Here is a 20,887-nt window from a genome sequence, read left to right as displayed (position 1 = left end):
ATGCTCGACCAGGGCGACGGGGCGGGCGGCGCTGTTCACCCGGCTCACTCCGGCTGGATGTTGGCGCGGACCGCGATGGCGCGCATCAGCGGCAGCTCGGCCTCGAGGTGCGCGGCGGCCTGGGCCGAGCCGATGAAGCCGGGCTCGACGCCCTGGTCGGCGAAGCCCTTGCGCACCGCCGGGTCGGCGAGCGTGTCGGCCAGCGCCTTCTCGAGCCTGGCATGCACCGCCGGCGGCAGGCCGCGCGGGGCGACCACCATGCCCCAGCTGTCGAGCACCGCCGCCGGATAGCCCGACTCGGCGAAGGTCGGCACGTTGGGCAGCAGCGGGGAACGCTTGGCCGTCGTGATCGCGATCGCCTTCACCTTGCCGGCCTTGATCTGCGGCAGGGCGGCGGTCACCGTGTCGAAGGAGAAGGGCACTTGCCCGCCGATCAGGTCGGTCATGGCCGGGCCGCTGCCCTTGTAGGGCACGTGCATCAGCTGGATGCCCATGGCCTGCAGCGCCATTTCGGCCGCGAAGTGCGAGCTGGTGCCGGCGCCGAAGGAGGCATAGGCGTACTTGCCGGGTGCGGCCTTGGCGGCCGCCGTCAGGTCCTGGAGGTTGTTCACGGGGACGCCGGGGTTGGCCAGCATCACCAGCCCGACCCGGCTGACGATGCCGATCGGCTCGAAGCTCTTGATCGGGTCGTAGGGCAGCGACTTGCGGATCGCGGGGTTCAGCGTGTAGGTGGAGGCCGAGCTCATCAGCAGCGTGTAGCCGTCGGGCTTGGCATTGGCGACGTAGGCGGCGCCGATCGCGGTGCCGGCGCCGGGCCGGTTGTCCACGATCACGTTCTGGCCCAGCTTCTCGGCCAGCTTCTGTGCCAGCAGCCGGCCCTGGGCGTCGCCGCCGCCGCCCGGCGGGAATGGCACCACGATCGTGATCGGCCGCGAGGGGTAGGCCTCCTCGGCCAGGGCGGCGCCGGGGGCGTGGAGACCGAAGGTGCAGAGGGCGGCGATGCCGACGGTGCGCAGGAAATGGGCGTGCATGGCGGGCGGTGGAGTGGGTTTGAGGGGCGAAGCGAAGCGGCGAGACCTCATCGTAGGAAGGCGAATGCGCTGCAGCAATATCAATGTTTGGAACCTTCTATTGCGATAATGGCAATCTTCATGAGGGTAATCCCGTGCCACAGAACATCAGCCAACGGGTCTTGCAGGAAGCCGCGTTGCGCCATTTCCTCGAAGTGGTGCGCACCGGCTCCGTCACGGCCGCGGCCGAGCGCCTGAACGTCGCGCCTTCGGCCGTCAGCCGCCACATCGCCCGCCTGGAGAGCGAACTGGACACGCTGCTGTTCGAGCGCCGGGCGCGCGGCATGGTGCCCAATGCCGCCGGCGAGCTGCTGGCCGCGCATGCCAAGCGGGCCTGGCAGGACATCGAGCGCGTGACGGACGACATCCAGGCGCTGCGCGGGCTGCAGACCGGCCGGGTGCGGGTGGCCAGCACCGAGGGCTTCGCGTCCGAATTCCTGCCGAACCTGATCGCCGACTTCCAGCGCGACTACGCGGGCATCCGCTTCGTGCTGGATGTGTGCATGCAGGCCGAGATCCCGCAGCGGGTCCGCGACGGCGACGTCGACATCGGCGTGACGCTCAGCACCAGTTCGGAGCGCAACATCAACGTCGAGCTGCGCCACCCGTCGCCCATCCTGGCCATCATGGCGAAAGACCATCCGCTCGCCTCGCGGCGGCAGCTGGCGCTGTCGCAGCTGATCGGCTATCCGATGGCACTGCCCGGTCCGTACTCGACGCTGCGCCAGCTGTTCGATATCAGCTGCAGCCGCCAGGGCCTGCAGTGCGAGCCCGCCTTCCTGAGCAATCGGCTCGACGCCATGATCTCGTTCGCCGCGGCCGGCGGCGGCATCGCGCTCAGCGGCGAGGCCGCGCTGCGCACGCGGCTGAAGGCCGGCTTCGTGGTCGGCGTCCCGTTGCGCGATCGCGAGATGAACGAGCGCCATTTCGAGGTCCAGACCATGGCCGGGCGGACCCTGCCGGGGTCGTGCCGCGCCTTTCTCGGTCACCTGCGGGAAGTGCTGCGCAAGGAGGGGTAGGAAGGTTCATTGCGTTGCGAATGTCGCAATGGATCATTCAATAGATTGCCATGCCGGCATAGCCGTGGGCACCCATAATCGACCCAATGACCCCAACCCCCGCACTTCCGTTCTCCAAGCTTCGCCTCGCCAAGGGCCTGGCCTTCCTGTCGGGCGAGATGCCCTTTGCCGAGGACGGCAGCATTCCGGACGGCATCGGGCCGCAGACCGCCCTGGTTCTGCAGCGCATCGGCGCCACGCTGGCCACGGCGGGCCTGGGGCTGGACGATGTCGTTCAGGTGGCCGTCCACCTGGTCGACGGGGCCGATTTCGCCGCCTTCAATGCCGAGTACCGCCGGCATTTCCAGGACCCGCTCCCGGTGCGCACCACCGTCGTCGCCAGCCTGCTGGCACCCGGTGCGCGCCTCGAGATCACGGTCACCGCGGCGCAGCGCGACTGATCCGGGGCACGGCGCGACACCGATGTCCTGCGATGTCCTGATCCTCGGGGCCGGCATGGTCGGCACCTGCACCGCCTTGCAGCTGGCGCGGCGCGGGCACGCCGTCGCGCTGGTCGACCGCCAGGCGCCCGGGCGCGAAACCTCCTATGGCAATGCCGGCATCATCCAGCGCGAGGCGGTGGAGCCCTATGCCTTTCCGCGCGACTGGTCGGCGGTCTTCGATGTCGCATTCAAGCGCGGCATCGACGTCAACTACCACTTCGGCGCCTTGCCGGCGGTGCTGCCGCGCCTGGCACGCTACTGGCACGCCTCGGCACCCACGCGCTACGCGCGCATCGCGCTCGACTACAGCCGGCTGATCGAACACTGCCTGAGCGAGCACGCGCTGCTGATGGCCGAGTCCGCCGCCGGCGACCTGGTGCGCAAGGAAGGCTACCGGGTCGGCTTCCGTACGGCGGCGGCCATGGACCTGGCTGCGGTCCGCGCGGCCGACCTGACGCAGCGCTACGGCATCCGGCACGCGCTGCTCGACGGCGACGCGCTGGCGCTTGCAGAGCCGGGTCTGCGCCAGCGCATGGCGGGCGCGCTGCATTGGCTGGACCCCTGGTCGGTGAGCGACCCCGGCGCGCTGGTGGCGCGCTATGCGCAACGCTTCGCCGAGCTGGGCGGACAGCTGCTGACGGGCGATGCCGCCAGCCTGCGGCCCGACGCCGGCGGATGGCGGGTGCAGACGGCCGCCGGGCCGCTGGTCGCGCGCCACGCGGTCGTGGCGCTGGGCCCCTGGGCGGACGAGGTCATCACGCCGCTCGGTTATCGGTTGCCGCTGTTCGTCAAGCGCGGCTACCACCGGCACTACCTCGGCGGCCCCGGCCTGCGGCTGCCCATGCTCGATGCCGAACGCGGCCTGGTGCTCGCGCCCATGGCGCAGGGCATGCGAATCACCACCGGGGCGGAATTCGCCCGCATCGGTGCGCCGGCCACGCCGGTGCAACTCGGCAAGGCGGAGGCCGCCGCGCGCGAGCTGATCGATCTTCCGCAACCGGTCGAGGCCGAGCCCTGGGTCGGCAACCGCCCCTGCACGGTGGACATGAAGCCGGTGATCGGTCCGGCGCCGAAGCATCCGGGCCTCTGGTTCAACTTCGGCCACGCGCACCAGGGCTTCACGCTGGGGCCGGCGAGCGGCCGCCTGCTCGCCGAGCTGATCGAGGGCGCGGCGCCCTTCATCGACCCCGCGCCCTATTCGGCGACCCGGTTCTAGCGGGGGAAGGCACAGCTACTCGAAGGGCTGGGATCTTTCCTCGTCCGACGGCGGTCCCGCCTCTTCGATGCCGACGGCCCTGTCATTGCGCAGGGTCGTCTCGACGGAGACGCCGGACTGCTCGGTCGACCGCTCGATGTCGACGCGACCGCTATCCGGGTCGTGCAGGGGGCGGCGGTCTTCGGATTCGCCTGCCGCTTCGTCGGGCTGCGCGGTGGCGCCGGACGCGCGCTTGCGCCTGGACGGCGTGTCGGAGGGGGCGCGGACCGCGGCCGACTTGCCTGCCTTCGGGGTTCTGGGATTCCTGCTCATGGATTTCACCCTCCGGTTGCCTGGGACTCAGTGCGGCCCGCTCGGACGCACGTCCGGCCAGGACACTTCCAGGCCCATCATTGCGCGGGCGTACAGGTAATTGACGCGCGCCCGCTCGCCGAGCGTGTCCATGTCGACACGACCCGTGGCGTCGCAAGGAAAGGAGAAGGAACGCCGGTCGCCGAAGAGCGCGTTGAAGTGCAGTTCGTAGGCGCTCGATGCTGCTGAGGTGTTCATCATGATCTCCTGCGCCAGCGGTGATGGCACGGCTTCAATCTAGGCGCGCCGGTTGGCAGGACCGCGAACGGAGCGCATCAGCGTGAAACAGTGTGTCAATCGTCCGTGTCGCGGCGCCTCGTGGTGCCGTCGGCGGCGTGCGGAGATCTCAGTGGTCCGGCGCCATGCGCCTACCGCGACGGATGAAACCGGCGCAGTCCGATATCAGAGATACCGCGGATGCGGCTTGAAACCGGCGCAGCCAAATGCCAGGGATACCGCGGAACCGGCTTTGCCGGGCCGCCGGTATCGCCCCCCTTGAGGGGGGAGGCGCCGCAGGTGCTTCGGGGGGTGTTTCATTTCAGTGCTCCACCACGTGATCGCGTGACCCACGACGCATGAAACCGGCGCAGCCAAATGCCAGGGATACCGCGGAACCGGCTTTGCCGGGCCGCCGGTATCGCCCCCCTCGAGGGGGGAGGCGCCGCAGGCGCTTCGGGGGGTGTTTCATTTCAGTCGCGCATGTGGGCGAACTCCACCAGCTTGCCGTACTGCGCCATGTCGGTGCGGATGAGCGCGGCCATGTCCTCATTGCCGCTGGCGGGCACCATGCCGGCGTCGGTCAGGCGACGCCTGACCTTCGGGTCCTGCATGACGGCCTGCAGCGCCTGGCCCAGCCGCTGGTTCAGCTCGGGCGGCAGATTGCGCGGCGCGGCCAGCGCGAACCAGCCGACCAGTTCGTAGCCCTTGAGCAAGGGATGCTCGCCCAGCGCCGGCACGTTGGGCAGCTCGGGGTTGCGCTTGGCGCTCGAGATGCCGAGCGCGAAAAGGCGGCCGTTCTGCACGAAGGGCATGGCCGCGGTCGGCGACATCACGGCGAATTCGATGGTTCCGCCGGCGAGGTCGCTGGTCAGCGGCGCCGTGCCGCGGTAGGGGATGTGGGTCATGAAGAGAGCCGCCCGCTGCTTGATCAGTTCGCCCGCGAAGTGCAGCGTGGAGCCCACGCCGGAGCTGCCATAGCTGAACTTGCCCGGGTTGCGCTGGGTGGCGTCGACGAACTCCGCCAGCGTCTTCACGCCGGCCTTGGGGCCGGCCACCAGCAGCACCGGCGCCGTGGCGATCAGGCCGATGGGTGTCAGGTCCTTCTGCGGGCTGTACTTCTGGGCCGGGTTCACGAGGCCGGTCGCTGCCATCTCGTTGCTGGAGCCGACCAGCAGCGTGTAGCCGTCGGCCGGGCTGTTCGCTACGCGCTGAGCGGCGATGGCGCCGGCCGCGCCGCCCTGGTTGTCGATCACGAGGGTGGCGTTGAGCTGCGGGCCCAGGGCATCGGCGACGATGCGGGCCGCCATGTCCACCGAGCCGCCCGGCGGATAGCCGACGACGATCTTGATCGGCTTGCTCGGATAGTCGCTCTGGGCCGCTGCCCAGGGTGTCGCGAGCGCGGCGGCCGTGGCGGCCAGCAGCGCGAGCAGGTTCCGGTGGAACGGCAGGCGAGGAGCACGGAGCGGGGAGGGGGAGGGGGAGGACATCGCGTGAGACCCGGAAGTGGAGAAAGTCAGTCGGCGCACGATGGCGCCAGGAAGCGCTGCGCCAGCTTGACCCAGAAGGTCGAAGCAATGGGCAGGCAGGCATCGTTGAAGTCGTAGCCGGGGTTGTGGACCATGCAGCCGCCGCTGCCGTGGCTGTCGCCCTCGCCGTTGCCGATGATCAGGTAGCTGCCGGGGCACTGCTCCAGCATGAAGGAGAAGTCCTCGCTGCCGGTCAACGGCTGCAGGTCGGCGATCACGCCCTCGTCTCCCAGCCAGTCGAGTGCGACCTGGCGTGCGAAGTCGGTGCGGGCGGCGTCGTTGACGAGGGCAGGGTAGCGCCAGCGGTAGTCGATCTCGGCCTGGACACCGAGCGTGGCGGCCTGCGCCTGCACCACCTCGGTGATGCGCGAGCGCAGCATCGCGCGCACCTCGGGGCGATAGGCGCGCACCGACAGGCGCATCTCGACCCGGTCGGGAATCACGTTCGGCGCATCGCCGGCATGGATCGCGCCGACCGAGATCACCGCCATGTCGCGCGGGTCGACGTTGCGCGAGACGATGGTCTGCAGCGCCAGCACGATGTGCGCCGCCGCCACCACCGGATCCGACGCCAGGTGCGGGGCCGAACCGTGGCCGCCGCGGCCCTGCACGGCGATCAGCACGGTGTCGGACGACGCCATGAAGGAACCGCTCTTGAAGCCGAACTTGCCCACCGGAAAGCCCGGCATGTTGTGCAGGGCGTAGATCGCGTCGCAGGGGAATTTCGTGAACAGGCCGTCTTCGATCATCTTGCGGCCGCCGCCCAGTCCTTCTTCGGCCGGCTGGAAGATGAGGTGCAGCGTGCCGTCGAAGCTGCGCTCGCCGGCCAGGTGCCGCGCGGCGGCCAGCAGGATGGCCGTGTGGCCGTCGTGTCCGCAGGCGTGCATCTTGCCGGGCACGGTGCTGGCGTAGCGCAGGCCCGTGGCCTCGTGGATCGGCAACGCGTCCATGTCGGCGCGCAATCCCAGCACGCGCGGGCTGCTGCCCAGCTTCAGCGTGCCGACGACGCCGGTGCCGCCCAGGCCGCGCTCCACCGCATAGCCCCACTGGCCCAGCTGCTGCGCCACCAGATCGCTGGTGGCGAACTCCTCGAAAGCCAGTTCGGGATGCGCATGCAGGTGGTGGCGCAGCGCCACCATGTCCTGCTCGATCGCGCGGATGCCGGGCAGGACGATGTCGGCGTCGGCAGTACGGCGTGCAGTGGCTTCCAGGACCTGGGTCATGACCTTGTCTTTCTCGTTGGGTATGGCCGTGAAGTCTAGGAAGCAGGGGGGCCGCACGGCAGACAGGCCTTGCCTGTCGCCGTGTTGCGCCGCCTGTCTTGCCACGACGGCGCAACCGTGCTGGAGCAGCTATCGATAATCGCGAACATGAAGCTGCACCAGATTCGTTACCTCGTCGCGGTGGCGGCACAGGGCAGCATTCGCGCGGCGGCGCGCACTCTCGGCGTGACCCAGGCGGCGGTGACGCAAGGCATGCGCGAGCTGGAGGCCGACTGCCGGCTGGCGCTGTTCGTCCGCCGCAGCGGCGGCATCGACCTGACCGATGCCGGACGCGACCTGCTGCAGCACGCCCAGCGCATCCTCGAGCAGTTGCACCAGGCCGAGCAAGCGCTGGCGCGGCACCGCGACGCCGGCGCGCCGCAGCACCTGTCGATCGGCGTCACGCCCTGGGTCGCGCAGACCTTGCTGGCGCCGGTGCTGCGGCAGTTCCGGGCCGAGATGCCGCACGTCCGGCTCGAGCTGTTCGACGGCTTCTCGGCGCTGGCCTACCCCAAGCTGCGCGAAGGCAGCCTCGACCTCATGATCGGCCGCATCGCGACGGCCGACGAAATGCAGGGCCTGCAGGCCACGCCGCTGTTCGCCTACGAATCCACGGTGATGGCCCGCATCGGCCACCCGCGCGCGCAGGCCGGCTCGATCCACGAGCTGCTCGAGGACGATTGGCTGCTCAACTACGCGCCCGATGGAGAGCAGGCGCTGATGGAGCAGCTCTTCGGCCAGCACGGGGCGCCCGTGCCGCGGCATCGCATCCTGCTGGCACAGTCGGCATCGCTGATGCTGACGCTGGTGCAGCAGAGCGACATGCTGACCTTCTGCCCCTGGCCGCTGGTCGAGACCGCCTACCTGCGCGGCCGGATGGTTGCCCTGCAGCTGCGCGAGCGCTTCGCGCCGCGCACGGTCGGGGTGATCCGGCGCAGCAACGAAACGCCTTCGCTGGCGGCCCAGCGCTTCCTGGCGCACTTCATGGCGCAGGTGCAGGCCAGCGCCGCATCGAACGATCCGGAGATGCGGCGGGTGTTCTATTCGGTGGAGTTGCAGGCCTGACATGGGGCCTGCGCGCCCGCCGGCCCGCGGCGTCTATCTGCAGCTGAAGCTGACTGCGTCTTCCGGATTGCTGCCCGTGTACGTCGCCACCTTGGGGTAGGGGCACAACGGACGGGTGCGGCTGGCGGACCAGGTGGCAGGGACTTCGGTATTCACCACGTTGGCACCGGCGCCGCGCGCCGTGGCCTTGATCGTGTCCGGCGCCTGGCCCTGCTCCACCCAGGCGACCAGCGGCGTGAGCATGTCGAACTGGTCGGTGGCAGGGCCGCCGGAGCAATGGTTCATGCCCGGGACCGGGAAGTAGCGCGCGAAGCTCGAAGCGTCGCCGCCGTTGTTCGCGCGCAGTCCCTCATACCAGTTCGCCGTGTCGTCCGAAGAAAACACCGGGTCGCTGGTCCCGTGGTAGACGAGCAGCTTGCTGCCCCGGTCGCGCAGCGTCGCCAGCCTGGTCGGGTTCGGCGGCGTCATGAAGGTCATGGCGGACTCGGTGTAGATGCCGCTGGCCGCGTAGATGCTCGGCGCGTCGGCGTCCATGCTGAATGCCAAAGCGAAGTCGATGCCCGAGGGCCGGCTCGGACCCAGGGGCAGGGTGCTGAATACGAAGCCCACGGCGCCGGTGTCGAGTGCCTGGGAGTTCGCGAACTTCCATTGGCGCCAGTTCGCGCCGTTGATGCCGGCATCGAACGGGAAGCTGCTGTAGATCGACGTCCCGGCGCTGTCCCGGGCGCCGGCGAAGACCTTGGCAAGCACCGTCTTCTGGGTGTCGGTCAGGCAAGTGCCGTCGCGCGTGCCCGAGCAGGAGGGCACGTCGGCAGCCAGGCTGAAGGCCGTCCGGCACCTGGGCAGGTCGGCCACGATGCCGTCTGCCAGGCCGTCGAGCGCATCGCATCGCCTCGCGACCGCCTTGGCGACGAGGTTCAGTTCGGCCTGGGTGAAGGCGGTCTGCAGGTCGGGTTTGCCGGCCGCCGTGGTGGCGGTCGTGACCGTGGCGTACTGCTGCACGCCGTAGAGCTGGGCCACTGCCGCTTGCGGCAGATTGAAGCCAGGGTCGCCGGCCAGGATCCCGTCGTACTGATCGGCGAAGCGCGAGGCCGCGACCATCGCATGCCGGCCGCCGTTGGAACAGCCGCCGAGGTACGAGCGATCGGGCCCGCGGCCATAGGCCTTGGCGATCAGGTTCTTGGCCATCGGCGTGAGCTGGGCGACGGCGTTGTAGCCATAGTCCAGTCTCGCTTGCGGGTCGAGGCCGAAACTGGGCGTGGGCGACGGATGGCCGGCATCGGAGCTGATCACGGCGAAGCCCATGTGCAGGGCGGTCGATTGCGGAGCACCGCCCCCGATGCCGCCGGTGGCTGTCACGACGCTTCCATCGAGGCCGCCATTGGCTTGATAGAAGAAGCGGCCGTTCCATTCGACGGGCAGGCGCACTTCGAATCCGATCGCGTAGGTCTGGCCGTCCACCGGGCCGGTGCGTTCGTTCATCTTCCCTGTGACGAGGCAGTGAGCGGGCACCTGGGTGCTTGCGGTGGCCACGGTGAGGCCTCCGGCTGCGACCGACGTGACGGCGCTGTAGACGGTGCCTCCGAACGCGGCCTTCGACGCGAGGTCCTCGCAAGACGCCAGCTTGCCGGGCTGCGCCTGGGTGCTGCTCGTGGCGGGGACGGCGGCCGGCGGGCTGGCGGGCGTTGTCGCTGAAGGAGTCGGCAGGAAGAACCCGCTGCCGCCGCCACCGCCGCACCCGGAGAGAAGCGCGGACGCGCTCAACAGGAAAGCCGTCGGCGCAAGCGCCGGCCAATCGATTCGTACCATGGTTGTCTCCTCTGGAAGGAAGTCGGAAGTCGCTTTATAAAGTTATGCGACATAACCAATATAGTTTCCAGATTGAACTAAATAATCAGTGCAAACCCGCGTGAGGCGGCGCATCGCGCAGCGTGGATTCGATCGTCGCCGACGTCGCGTCCAGGGCGAGGTCGTTCGCACCGGTGTCATCGGCCCGATCGAATCGACCAGGCCGAAGGGCAGGAGCACGCAGTACAGGTAGATGGTGCGGTGAACGATGACCGCGCAGGAGTGCCGGCGCTGCGTTCGCAGCCGCCCAGTACCTCGGTCAAGCGTCCGAGCGGTCCGATCGCCAGCGTCAACCCGATCAGCGAGAAGCGAACGAAGTTGAGCGGGATCTTCCGCGCCAGACGAACAGCATGCGCGGCCAATGCGGACGGGGTCGAATGATCATGTCTGCGGCACATACATGTAGCCGGCATTGCGCACCGTACGGATGCAGCGCGGCTCGCCCGCGGGCTCGGGCTCGATCTTGCGGCGCAGGCGGCCGATGCGAATGTCGATGGAACGGTCGAAGGGCTCCCACTCGCGATGGCGCGTGTGCATCAGCAACTGGTCGCGCGACAGCACGCGGTTCGGGTTGGCCAGGAACACCTGAAGCAACTCGTACTCCATGGCCGTCATTGCCACTTCCGCTCCATCGGCTTCGAACAGGCGGCGGGCGTCGATGTCCAGCTCGCAGCGGCCGAAGCGCTGGCGAGCGCTCTTGAGCGTGGCCGGCACCGCAGCCTCCGCCGGCGGTTTGGCCTGCAGCCGGCGCAGCACGCTCTTCACCCGCGCCAGCAACTCGCGCGGGTCGAAGGGTTTGGCGATGTAGTCGTCGGCCCCGATCTCCAGGCCGACCACGCGGTCGATCACGTCGCCCGATGCAGTGACCATGATGATGCCCACGTCGTAGCGTTCCCGCAGGTACTTGGCCAGGCTCAGGCCATCCTCGCCGGGCAGGCGGATGTCCAGCAGCACKGCATCGGGCAGTTCGCGCTCGATGCATTCGCGCATCTGCGTGCCGCTGCCGGCCTCGGCCACGCTGAAGGCGTGGTCTTCGAGGTACTCGCGCAACATCGCGCGCACCGAGGGATCGTCGTCCACGATGAGCAGTCGCGAGATCGTGTCCATGGCCGCGATTTTGCGCCGCCGACTCGGGTTTGCAACAGTGCTTCCGGCCAGGGTCGGGGCCCGCGCCGACAGCGCCTCGCCGGCCGCTACCCAACGGCTACACAAGCGCGTCGGCTTGTTGCACGCCGGATACCAGCGCCGCGCAAAGTGGTCGGCCTCACGAGGAGCCCACCATGCAACGCGCATTGCAAACCGTCACCGAATTCGACGACGCGGCCGCCGCCGAGGCCTGCCGCGAGGCGCTCGACCTGCTGCACGCCGGCCAGGGCGACCCGCAGGCCGTCGTTGCGAGGGTGCTGAGCGCCCGGCCCGACTTCGTCGCTGCGCACTGCCTGCGTGCGGCCGGCCTGGTCATGGCCAGCCGCGACGACGCGCTGCCGGCACTGGACGAAACCTTGCGAACGGCGCGGCTGCATCTGGCCCGGGCCGGCGAGCGCGAACGTGCCCATCTCGCCGCCGCGCAGGCCTGGCTGGACAAGGACATGAAGCATTCGTTGCGCCTGTACGGCGAGATCGCCGAGCGTGACCCGAAGGACACCCTGGCGTTGCGCGTGGCGCAGTTCGGCGACCTGCAATGGGGCCGCACGGACCTGCTGCGCGAGCGAATCGCCGCCGCGCTGCGGCACTGGCACCCCGACGAACCCGGCTACGGCCATGTGCTGGCGATGTATGCCTTCGGGCTGGCCGAGGCGGCCGACCCGGTCTCGGCCGATGCGGTCGGACGCGAGGCGCTGCGCTTCGAGCCGCGCCAGTGCGGCGCCGTGCACGCCGTGGCGCACGCGCTCGAAATGCAGGGACGCAGCGCCGACGGCGCGGCCTGGCTCGAAGGCACGCGCGGCGTCTGGTCCGGCAGCACTGCCTTCTCGACGCATCTGTGGTGGCACGAATCGCTGTTCCGGCTCGACCAGGGCGACCTGGGCGCTGTGCTGCGCATCCTCGATCAGCGCTTGATGCATGGCCGCAAACCTGGCACTTCCACGCTGGTCGATGCCTCGGCCCTGCTGTGGCGCCTCCATTTGCGGGGCCTGGACGCGGCCGACCGCTGGCAGCGGATCGCAGACGCTTGGGAGGGACACCGGTGCGCCGGCTTGCGGCCCTTCAACGACGTGCACGCCATGCTTGCATTCGTTGCCACGAATCGCTGGGGCAGTGCGCGCCGGTTGCTCGATGCGCTGCGCGACTTCGCCTTGCGGGCACCGGATCTGCGACCGGCTGTGTACGACGCCGCGCTGCCGGTGTGCGAGGCCTTCGTCGCCTTCGGTCAGGAACGCTATGCGGTCGCGGCGCAACAGCTGGATGCGCAGCAGCGCCTGGTGCGCGGCTGCGGCGGCAGCCGCGCGCAGTGCGACCTGCTGCACCTGACCTGGCTGGAAGCGGCCTTGCGCAGCCACCAGCCGACCCTGGCACGGCAGCTGCTGTGCGAGCGCATCGCCAGCCGGCCGCAGAGTCCGTACAACGAGCGCCTGCGCGAACGCATTGCGCTGGCGCTACACGACGGCGACAAAGGCGCGATCCGCGGATGCACGGCGGATACCAGCGCTGCCCAGACTACCTCCCATGCCGTGATCCCGCTGCGCCAGACCGGCGCCGGACCGGCAAGGGGGCCCATGGCCCGACTTTCTGCAAGGCGCGGCCTTGTCACTGCAATCAGCAAAGGAGCATGAGCATGTCCATATCCATCCCCACCGACCGCTACGCCAAGGTCATCGAGGTGTCCAAGCGCGTGCGCTGGGAAATCGAGCGCGACGTGATTCGCGGCCGCCAGTTCGACTACGGCAAGACCTTCCTGCCCAGGGGCCTGTCGCTGGTCCACGAGATCGGGTCCCTGAGCCCGGCCGACGAGCGGCTGCTGAGCCAGGTGCAGGGCCGCACCTATGCCAACATCTTCGGGCTGGTCGAACGCTTCATCTCGTCGAAGGTCATGGACCTGAGCCGGGAACACGTCTTCGGCGACCAGGTGGCGCTGGAAGCCCTGGTGCGCATGACCGACGAGGAGATCAAGCACCAGGCGCTGTTCCGCCGGCTGGAAGAGATGATGGCCGCCGACATGCCTGCGGGCTATGTCATGACCGCCGAGCCGAATGCGGTGGCGCGGGCCGTGCTGGGCAAGCGCACCTGGGCGGTGCTGGCGCTGACGCTGGACATCGAGCTGTTCACGCTGGCGCACTACCGCGCCAGCATCGAACCCGACGACAACGCGTCGGCACTGTGGAAGGACGTCTTCCTGTTCCACTGGCGCGAGGAGTCGCAGCACGCGATCCTCGACGAGATCGAGTTCGTCGCCGAGAACGCAAGGATCGGCGCCGCCGAACGCGATGCCGGGGTTGACGACCTGATCGCGCTGGTCGGCGCGGTCGACGGCATCCTGCAGGCCCAGGCCGCGGCCGACGCGCGCTACTTCTGCGCCATCGCCGGCACGCCCTTCAGCGATGCGCAGCAAGGGCAGATCCACGACACGGTGCTGAAGGCCTACCGCTGGCAGTACATCGTCTCGGGCGTGACGGCGCCGCGCTTCCAGAAGGTGTTGTTCCCGATGCTCGACGATGCGCAACGCGCGCGCATCGACAACGCGCTGGCGCCGCTGGCCTACGCCATGCCGCGGCAGGCCGAGATGCAGATGACAGCCTGACAGGCGCGCAAAAAACGGGTGCCGGCGGGGATGGCCCGCCGGCACCCGTTTCGCTTGTGGACACGAGCGGGCGTTGGCGCTCGCCCGCTCCCCGATCGCTCAGGCTCCCGGCCGGATGTTCTGGTTCTGGCTGAACAGGTTGGCCGGGTCGTACTTGGCCTTCAGCGCGGCCAGCCGCGCATAGTTGGGGCCATAGGCGCCGGTCGCCACGCGCTGCATCTCGTCCTCGGGCATGAAGTTCACGTAGACGCCTCCGGTGGCATGCGGCGTCAGCGCATCGAACAATGCGCGCGCCCAGTCGATGCACTTGCGGTCGTCCGCGGCGTCGCGCCAGCGGGTGTGCACGTTGACGACGAACTCGGCATCGCGATGCGGGTAGGCCGTGTCGCCGACCGCCGTCCGGTTGATCTGCCCGCCCAGCTGGCCAATGAAGGCCTCGCACTCGTCGCTCGGCAGACCCGCGGTGGCCTCGCACAGGATGCGCTCGACATCGGCGTTGAGCGACTTGAAGTCGTGCGACTTCCAGTAATTGCGTGCGCCCGGCTGCAGCAGCGGGTCGAAGGCAGTCTGCCAGCCGGCGAAGGGCATGGGCCCGACATGCGCGCCGGCCGGCTTGCCGAAGCTGTGCAGCGGCCTGGCGAGCTCTTCTCCCCGAGCCAGCTCGCCGACCCAGCAGAAGGCGATGACCACCACCTCCTTGCCATGCACCTCCTGCGGCAGGAAGGGCAGCGGCGGCGCCTTGCGCAGCACCATCCAGGCGGTCATCTCGTCGCTCGCCGCGGCGGTGAAGTTTCGATAGCCTTCGAACACCTGCTTCGCCTGTTCGAGCGGATAGACGATCAGCCCGGCCAGCACCTCGGGACCGAGCGGATGCAGCCGGTACTCAAAGGAGGTCACGACGCCGAAGTTGCCGCCGCCGCCGCGCACCGCCCAGAACAGATCGGCGTTCTTCGTCGCGTCGGCCTGCACGAACTCGCCGGAGGCGAGCACCACGTCGACGGCGTTGAGGTTGTCGATGGTGAGCCCGCGCTTGCGGCTTTGCCAACCGAAGCCGCCGCCGAGCGTGAGCCCGRCCATGCCGGTGGTCGAATTGATGCCGGTGGGGGTGGACAGGCCGAAGGCCTGCGTCTCGCGGTCGAAGTCGGACAGCAGCGCCCCGGGCTCGACGCGCGCCAGCTTGGCCGCCGGGTCGACACGCACCGACTTCATCGCCGACAGGTCGATCATCAGGCCGCCGTCGCAGGCCGCCTTGCCGGCGATGTTGTGGCCGCCGCCCTTCACCGCCAGCAGCAGCTGGTGCGCTCGCGCGAAATTCACGGCCTGGATCACGTCGGCTGCGCCGGCGGCCCGCACGATCGCCGCCGGCCGGCGGTCGACCATGCTGTTCCACAGCGTGCGCGACACGTCGTAGCCGTCGTCGGCCGGCATGAGAAGGCTGCCGCGCAGCGCCGCGCGCAGCGCCGCGATGGGCTCGTCGGCGATGCCGACCTTGCCGCCTTGGGTGGTGTGAAAGTCAACCATGGAACTGTTCTCCTCGAAGGTGCGGCCGGATGGGGGATGGGTGCGCCGCGCAGCGTCCGGTCACGCTGGCGGCGAGAAACGAAGTCTGCGAGGCCTTGGTATTGCCCGCGTGTCGCGACCCTTCGCCTTTGTATCGCGCCGGTATCCGCCGGCGCCGGCTCAGCGGCCGGGGCCGCCCGCTCTCTGCAGGCACGACTTCATCAGCGCGTGCAGGGACTCGTTGTCGATCGGCTTGCGCAGCACGCCGCAAACGCCGTGGCGCTTCGCTTCGGCCTCGTCGACGCCGTCGGCGTTGCCGGTGTACAGCAGGACCGGCAGGCCCGGGCGCAGCGAGGCCGCGCGCCGCGCCAGCTGCAGGCCGTCGAGTTGCGGCATGGTCTGGTCGGTGATCAGCAGGTCGAGCGCCTGGCCCTTGTCCTCCAGCCATGCCAGTGCCTGCAGCGGGCTGCGCTGCAGCACCACCTCGATGCCCCAGCCGGACAGCAACTCGGCCATGAAGTCGCCTACCATGGCCTCGTCGTCGACGACCATCACGCGCGCGCAGAGCGCTTCGCCGGCCGCTGTCGCGACGGCCGGCCCATCGGGCGCGTCGGCCGCGGCGCCGCTGGCCGGTGGCAGCAGCACCCGGAACACCGAGCCGGTGTCCGGCGAAGTCTCCACCAGCACGTGGCCGCCGTGGTCATGCACGATGCCGTGCACCATCGCCAGGCCCATGCCCGAGCCACGGCCGACCTCCTTGCTGGAGGTGAAGGGCTCGAAGATGCGTTCGATCAGGTCCGGTGCGATGCCGCTTCCGCTGTCGGCCACGCTCAGCTCGACCCAGCGGCCGGCCTCGACCTGGGCGCGGCACGACGCGCAGGTGCCGCCGCCGCCATTGCGGCCCAGACGCACGCGGATCCAGCCCGAGCCGGCGATGGCGTCACGGGCATTGATGCACAGGTTGAAGAGCACCTGTTCGAGATGCACGGCGTCGACGGTCACGTTCATGTCGTCGCCGCCGGCCGAGGCAGGCGCAGCGAAGTCCAGCGATACCGAAGACGGCAGCGTGGCGCGCAGCAACTGCAGAGTCTGGCCGACCAGCGGGCCCAATGCCAGGGTTCGCCGCTGGCCTCGCTGGCGCCGTGCAAAGGCCAGCATCTGCGCGATCAGCTCGCGTGCCCGTTGTGCCGCGATGTGCGCCTGGCTCAGCTGGCGCTGGAGCTTCGGGTCGCCCAGGCGTTCGGCGCGCTCCTGGCCCAGCACCAGGTAGCCGATGACGCTGGTCAGGATGTTGTTGAAGTCATGCGCGATGCCGCCGGTGAGCTGGCCGATGGCCTCCATCTTCTGTGCCTGCCGCAGCTGCGCCTCGAGCCGCCCGCGCTCGTCCTCGGCGGCCTTTCGCTCGGTGATGTCGCGCGCCGCATACAGCACGTGCGGCTCGCCGCGGTAGGTCACCGGCATGCCGCTGACCTCGAGGTAGAAGGGGCTGCCGTCCTTGCGCACGCCCGGCGCCTCGAAGCGCACCGGCCGGCCGGCCAGGATCTCGGCGTGCTGGGCCCGATGCCGCTGCTGGAGCGCCGCATCGGGCTGCGTCAGCACCCGGGTCGCGCTCAGCACCTCCTCGCGCGTGAAGCCGCTCATGCGCAGGTAGGCCGGATTCACGTCGACCGCGCGGTAGTGGGCGTCGCGCACCACCAGACCGTCGGCGGAGGCGTTGAAGATCGCCCGGTACTGCTCCTCGCTGTTGCGCAGGGCGCGCTCGGCGCGCTTGCTCTGCGTCATGTCGCGGCCGATGTACAGCACGTGCGCTTCGCCGTGGTGCAGGATCGGGACGCCGCGCAATTCGAGGTCGTAGCGTTCGCCGTCGCGCCGCACGAGCTCGGTTTCGAGTCGAACCGGCTCGCCGGCCAGGGCCTGCTCGTGCAGGCGACGGATCGTGGCCATGATCTCGGGCGGGTTGGCCAGCACCCGGTCCACCCCCAGCACCTCGGCCAGGCTATAGCCGCTCATGCGCTCGTAGGTCGCGTTGGCATCGACGATGCTGAAGTTGGCTGCGCGCAGCACCAGCGCGTCGGCCGAGGCGTTGAAGATGCCGCGGTACTGGGCCTCGCTGGCGCGCAGCGCACGTTCGCTCGCGAGCCGCTCGCTGACGTCGCGGCCGACGCCCAGCACGTAGGGCCTGTCGGCCAAGCGCACCGGGATATAACGCAGTTCGATGTGGAAAGTGGTGCCGTCGGCGCGCGACACCGGTTCGACGGCCTGTGTCTCATGGCCTTGCAGCGCCGCCTCGATGAAGCCGATCAGGCGCTGCATGTCCTGGGCATCCGGGCGTTCCGTCCAGTGCCTGCCGACCACCTGCTCGCGTGTCATGCCGGTCATGCGCACGAAGGCCTGGTTGACATCGACGGTGCGCAGATCCTCGCTCCACAGCACCATCGAGTCGACGCTGCCGTCGAAGATGGCCCGGTACTTCTGCTCCTGTGCCTGCAGCGCCGCCAACGCCGCCTTGCGCTCGGTGATGTCGCGCGTGAAAGCCACGATGTGATGGCGCCCGTCGATCATCGCCGGTTTGAGCCGGACTTCGTCCCAGCGAAGCTCGCCTGCGCGGTTGCGCCGCTGCCACTCGAACGGCGGGCAGCGCCCCAGCTTGGCCAATTGCATGTGCTTCAGCCCCTGTTCAGCGGTGTAGGGGGCTTCGCCCGAAGAGATGTCGGTCAGCGACAATCGGCAGAGCTCGTCGCGGCTGTAGCCATAGACTTCGCAGGCCTTGGGGTTGGCGTCGAGGATCACGCCGCTGTCCCAGTCGTGGATGAAGATCGAATCCTCCGACGCCTCGAAGATGGCCCGGTAGCTGGCCTCCGAACGCTGCAGCGCCTCGCGCGCTCCCAGCTGTTCGATCTCGGCCGCGGCGCGTCCGGCGAAGATGCGCAGCATCGACTCGATCCGCTCGACGTTCGCCAGCGGGTGGCGCGAGACGACGCCGATGGTGCCCAGCGGCTGGCCTTGCGCATCGTTCAGCGGAAAGCCGGCATAGCTCTCGGCACCGAGCAGCCGAACGTCCTCGTCCAACTCGAACAGCTCGCCCAGTTTCGACGGGTAGGCGCGGAACTGCTGGCCGAGCACATGCTCGCAAGGCGTGCCCTTGACCGGGTAGCGATGGCCGCGCCGGACCTCGCCGTCGCTGACGATCGCCAGCATGTGCAGGGTATCGCCGTCATCGGGCCGGTGGCGCGAGATGAACGCCATCTCGACCTGCAGGATCGTCGCCAGGTAGCGTGCCAACTCGACGAACACCGACTCGCCGCTGGCCGCGGACACGGCCAGGGCCGCCGCGCGCAGCGCCTCGTCGGCACTGCTGCGCTCGATCTCGGCGATGATGCGGCTGGCGAATATCTTCAGCAGCGCCTCGGCCAGGGCGGCGTTGGCCATCGGCTTGCGGTCCATCGCCACCAGCAGTCCGAGCGGCTTGCCGTCGGCGTCATTGAGCGGAAAGGCGGCGTACGAATCGAAGCCTGTTTCCGCGAACACGGTGCCGGGGCTCAACTCGGCCGCGACGCCGCTGGCGACGAAGCGGTATGCACGGCCGACCACCTTCTCGCATGGCGAACCCTGCAGCGGGTAGTCGAAGTTGCTCAGCGCCTGGCCATCGAGCACCGCTGCCAGCGTGCGCAGCATGCTGCGTGAGCCGTCAGTGAACACCGCCACGAACACGGTCGCCACGCGCAGGATCTGCGCCAGTTCCTGCACCAGTGCGGCCATGGTGCCGGGGCCGCTGGCGCCGGCCACGGCCTGTGCGGCGCGATACATCGCTTCGGCAGCGTCGGTCCACGCCGGGGTGTCGGTCGAGCGAAGACGGCGTTCCGTGACAGCCATGACCCGCAGTCTAGGCCGCCGCGCCCTCGTGCGTTGGGTCATTGCCTTGGCGATACCGCGCGGATACATGCCGAATACACGCCGACGCGGCAAGTGCCGGCAGCTCACAGCCGCGCCAGATCGGGCCCGTCCTTGGGGCCGAACCAGGCGCGACGGTAAGCCTCGCTGGCGGCCCGCGCCGCTCGGGCGTCACCCTTCCTGCGCTCGACTTCGGCCAGCCCCGCAAGGGCCCAACCGTTGTTTCGGACGCGCACGAGTGAACCCCTGAACGCCTGTTCCGCTTCGTCGAGCTTGCCCTGGCGCAGCAGCACCGAGCCCAGCGATTGCCGCACCGGGTAGTACCAGTAAGGGGGCTCCGTGTAGGTGAGCGCGTCCTCGATGGCGATGGCCTCGGTGTAGGCCTTGGCCGCACCCTCCAGGTCCCCCGTGGCGTCGGCCAGGCGCCCGGTGGCGACCAGGCCCGCGGTGCGCACGATCTCCTTGGCCGGCAGCCCCCAGGGCTCGAAAGGCTTGAAGTCGGCCCCGCGCTCGATCGCGGCGATGGCGTCGATTTCCTGTCGCGCGCCTGCCTTGTCCTTGCGTTCCGCGAAAGCAACGGCGCGCGCGTAGTGGTACATGGTCGATACCAGCACCACTTCCTCGGACGGCGCCGCAAGCTTGAGGATCGTGTCGGCGTCGCTGAACTGCGCACGGGTCGTGTAGTGCGCCGCCTTGATCGGCTGCAGGATCGGAAACAGCTTCACCAGCTCGCCCGGCACCGATGCATCCAGCTTCGAGGCCGCATCGATGGCCGTCTTCGCGTCGCCCCCCATCTGTGCGGACACCATCACGAAGTGAATGTTGTGCGGGTAGTAGGCGGCCTTGTACAGCGGATCCGATGGGGACGTCTTGAAGTAGTTCTCGTCGACCTGGATCGCGCGCAGGTTGGCGTCCAGCGACTCGCGGTACATGCCCACGCGGTAGTAGATGTGCGCGGGCATGTGCACCAGGTGGCCGGCGCCGGGCACCAGCGCACCCAGCCGCTTCGCATAGGGCAGCGCGCGCTCCGGCCGCGTGGACGCCTCCACCGCATGGATGTACAGGTGGATGGCGCCGGGGTGTGTGGGGTTGCGCTTCAGCACGGTCTCGAGGGTGCCGACGATGTCTGCGCCGCGTCCCTTCGGCTGGGCGCCTCCGGCTTGCCAGTAGTCCCAGGGCTGCGTGTCCATGGCGGCCTCGGCGTACAGCGCTTGAAGCGTGTCGTCGGCCGGAAATGCCGCCGCCACGGTCTTCATGGCGTCGGCATAGGCACCGTCCAATCCGCTGCGGTCGGGTTTGGCATCGGCGGCATAGCGCTTCTCGAGTGCGCCGATCAGCATCCGCTCCTTCTCGTTCGCTTTCCCCTTGAGCGCCGATGCCCTGGCAAGCGCGGCCAGCGCCGGCGCGTTGGCCTCCGGCATCATCGGGACGTTGATGTTCGGTCCCAGCACCAGCGCCTCGCCCCAGAAGCACATGGCGCAATCGGGATCGAGCTTCTGCGCGGCCTGGAACGCACGTTGCGCCTCGGCGTGGTTGAAGGCAAAGGACAGGCGCAATCCCTGGTTGAAGTAGGCCTGCGCCTTGGGGTCCCGGGTGCTGATCGGGAAGGCGAGGGCGCCGAGGTTCCGATAGAGCGGCACCGTGCCGTCGGCAGCCTGCATGGGCACGGGCTGAAAGGGTGCCGTCTCGCTCTTGACACGGA

18 protein-coding genes are annotated in these 20,887 nt (G+C 69.2%); 7 read left to right on the top strand and 11 right to left on the bottom strand.

All coding sequences use genetic code 11. The features are described from left to right. Positions 1-44: 44 nt before the first annotated feature. On the bottom strand, positions 45-1,031 hold the full coding sequence (locus AC1D2E_RS09400) for a Bug family tripartite tricarboxylate transporter substrate binding protein (RefSeq protein WP_478197158.1): 987 nt from the start codon (positions 1,029-1,031) through the stop codon (positions 45-47). A gap of 146 nt (positions 1,032-1,177) precedes the next feature. Here AC1D2E_RS09400 and AC1D2E_RS09395 point away from each other — a divergent pair, with 146 nt between their 5' ends. The 4 genes from AC1D2E_RS09395 to AC1D2E_RS09380 are packed head-to-tail and all read left to right on the top strand — an operon-like array spanning position 1,178 to position 3,787. After that, positions 1,178-2,089: a LysR family transcriptional regulator gene (locus AC1D2E_RS09395; protein ID WP_478197210.1), complete on the top strand. Its 912-nt coding sequence runs from the start codon at positions 1,178-1,180 to the stop codon at positions 2,087-2,089. A 9-nt stretch (positions 2,090-2,098) separates the two neighbouring features. Beyond that, complete coding sequence (locus AC1D2E_RS09390; RefSeq protein WP_478197209.1) at positions 2,099-2,167, top strand: SWIM zinc finger family protein; 69 nt, start codon at positions 2,099-2,101, stop codon at positions 2,165-2,167. A gap of 8 nt (positions 2,168-2,175) precedes the next feature. Further along, positions 2,176-2,529 (top strand): RidA family protein, encoded by a 354-nt coding sequence (locus AC1D2E_RS09385; RefSeq protein ID WP_478197157.1) that lies wholly within the window; start codon positions 2,176-2,178, stop codon positions 2,527-2,529. A 22-nt stretch (positions 2,530-2,551) separates the two neighbouring features. After that, complete coding sequence (locus AC1D2E_RS09380) at positions 2,552-3,787, top strand: NAD(P)/FAD-dependent oxidoreductase (RefSeq protein WP_478197156.1); 1,236 nt, start codon at positions 2,552-2,554, stop codon at positions 3,785-3,787. A 15-nt stretch (positions 3,788-3,802) separates the two neighbouring features. Here the strand turns inward: AC1D2E_RS09380 and AC1D2E_RS09375 are convergent, their stop codons facing one another. From AC1D2E_RS09375 to AC1D2E_RS09360, 4 genes are all read right to left on the bottom strand, one after another. Next, positions 3,803-4,099, bottom strand: coding sequence for a hypothetical protein (locus AC1D2E_RS09375; RefSeq protein WP_478197155.1), 297 nt, complete (start codon positions 4,097-4,099; stop codon positions 3,803-3,805). A 27-nt stretch (positions 4,100-4,126) separates the two neighbouring features. After that, positions 4,127-4,336: a hypothetical protein gene (locus AC1D2E_RS09370; protein WP_478197154.1), complete on the bottom strand. Its 210-nt coding sequence runs from the start codon at positions 4,334-4,336 to the stop codon at positions 4,127-4,129. A 491-nt stretch (positions 4,337-4,827) separates the two neighbouring features. Next, positions 4,828-5,844 carry a Bug family tripartite tricarboxylate transporter substrate binding protein gene (locus AC1D2E_RS09365; protein ID WP_478197153.1) on the bottom strand — a complete coding sequence of 339 codons (1,017 nt, stop codon included), beginning with the start codon at positions 5,842-5,844 and terminating at the stop codon, positions 4,828-4,830. Positions 5,845-5,870: 26 nt separating this feature from the next. Then, the gene (locus tag AC1D2E_RS09360; protein WP_478197152.1) at positions 5,871-7,106 is read right to left on the bottom strand and encodes a M20 aminoacylase family protein; all 1,236 of its coding nucleotides are present in this window, start codon (positions 7,104-7,106) and stop codon (positions 5,871-5,873) included. Between the two features lie 147 nt (positions 7,107-7,253). On the opposite strand from AC1D2E_RS09360, the gene AC1D2E_RS09355 reads away from it, so the two are divergent. Continuing rightward, positions 7,254-8,210, top strand: a complete 957-nt coding sequence (locus tag AC1D2E_RS09355; RefSeq protein ID WP_478197151.1) for a LysR family transcriptional regulator — start codon at positions 7,254-7,256, stop codon at positions 8,208-8,210. A gap of 33 nt (positions 8,211-8,243) precedes the next feature. On the opposite strand, the gene AC1D2E_RS09350 is transcribed toward AC1D2E_RS09355, so the two are convergent. The 3 genes from AC1D2E_RS09350 to AC1D2E_RS09340 all read right to left on the bottom strand — a co-directional run bounded on the left by AC1D2E_RS09350 (position 8,244) and on the right by AC1D2E_RS09340 (position 11,165). Beyond that, positions 8,244-10,019: a tannase/feruloyl esterase family alpha/beta hydrolase gene (locus AC1D2E_RS09350; RefSeq protein ID WP_478197150.1), complete on the bottom strand. Its 1,776-nt coding sequence runs from the start codon at positions 10,017-10,019 to the stop codon at positions 8,244-8,246. A gap of 42 nt (positions 10,020-10,061) precedes the next feature. Continuing rightward, a complete protein-coding gene (locus AC1D2E_RS09345; protein ID WP_478197149.1) occupies positions 10,062-10,238 on the bottom strand; it encodes a hypothetical protein in 177 nt (58 codons plus the stop codon). A gap of 201 nt (positions 10,239-10,439) precedes the next feature. Continuing rightward, on the bottom strand, positions 10,440-11,165 hold the full coding sequence (locus tag AC1D2E_RS09340; protein WP_478197148.1) for a response regulator: 726 nt from the start codon (positions 11,163-11,165) through the stop codon (positions 10,440-10,442). A 173-nt stretch (positions 11,166-11,338) separates the two neighbouring features. On the opposite strand from AC1D2E_RS09340, the gene AC1D2E_RS09335 reads away from it, so the two are divergent. Both AC1D2E_RS09335 and AC1D2E_RS09330 read left to right on the top strand, forming a co-directional pair. Next, complete coding sequence (locus AC1D2E_RS09335; protein ID WP_478197147.1) at positions 11,339-12,829, top strand: tetratricopeptide repeat protein; 1,491 nt, start codon at positions 11,339-11,341, stop codon at positions 12,827-12,829. 2 nt (positions 12,830-12,831) lie between these two features. Further along, positions 12,832-13,794: a hypothetical protein gene (locus AC1D2E_RS09330; RefSeq protein WP_478197146.1), complete on the top strand. Its 963-nt coding sequence runs from the start codon at positions 12,832-12,834 to the stop codon at positions 13,792-13,794. 99 nt (positions 13,795-13,893) lie between these two features. Here AC1D2E_RS09330 and AC1D2E_RS09325 read toward each other — a convergent pair whose 3' ends face one another. From AC1D2E_RS09325 to AC1D2E_RS09315, 3 genes are all read right to left on the bottom strand, one after another. Further along, positions 13,894-15,315 carry an FAD-binding oxidoreductase gene (locus AC1D2E_RS09325; protein ID WP_478197145.1) on the bottom strand — a complete coding sequence of 474 codons (1,422 nt, stop codon included), beginning with the start codon at positions 15,313-15,315 and terminating at the stop codon, positions 13,894-13,896. A 159-nt stretch (positions 15,316-15,474) separates the two neighbouring features. Beyond that, complete coding sequence (locus tag AC1D2E_RS09320; protein ID WP_478197144.1) at positions 15,475-19,167, bottom strand: PAS domain-containing hybrid sensor histidine kinase/response regulator; 3,693 nt, start codon at positions 19,165-19,167, stop codon at positions 15,475-15,477. Positions 19,168-19,271: 104 nt separating this feature from the next. Beyond that, on the bottom strand, positions 19,272-20,887 hold a 1,616-nt coding region (locus tag AC1D2E_RS09315), incomplete at its 5' end, for a hypothetical protein (RefSeq protein ID WP_478197143.1).

The sequence above is a fragment of the Variovorax sp. P1_H2 genome, assembly GCF_056405295.1.
This window is presented reverse-complemented; position numbering and strand designations above follow the sequence as displayed.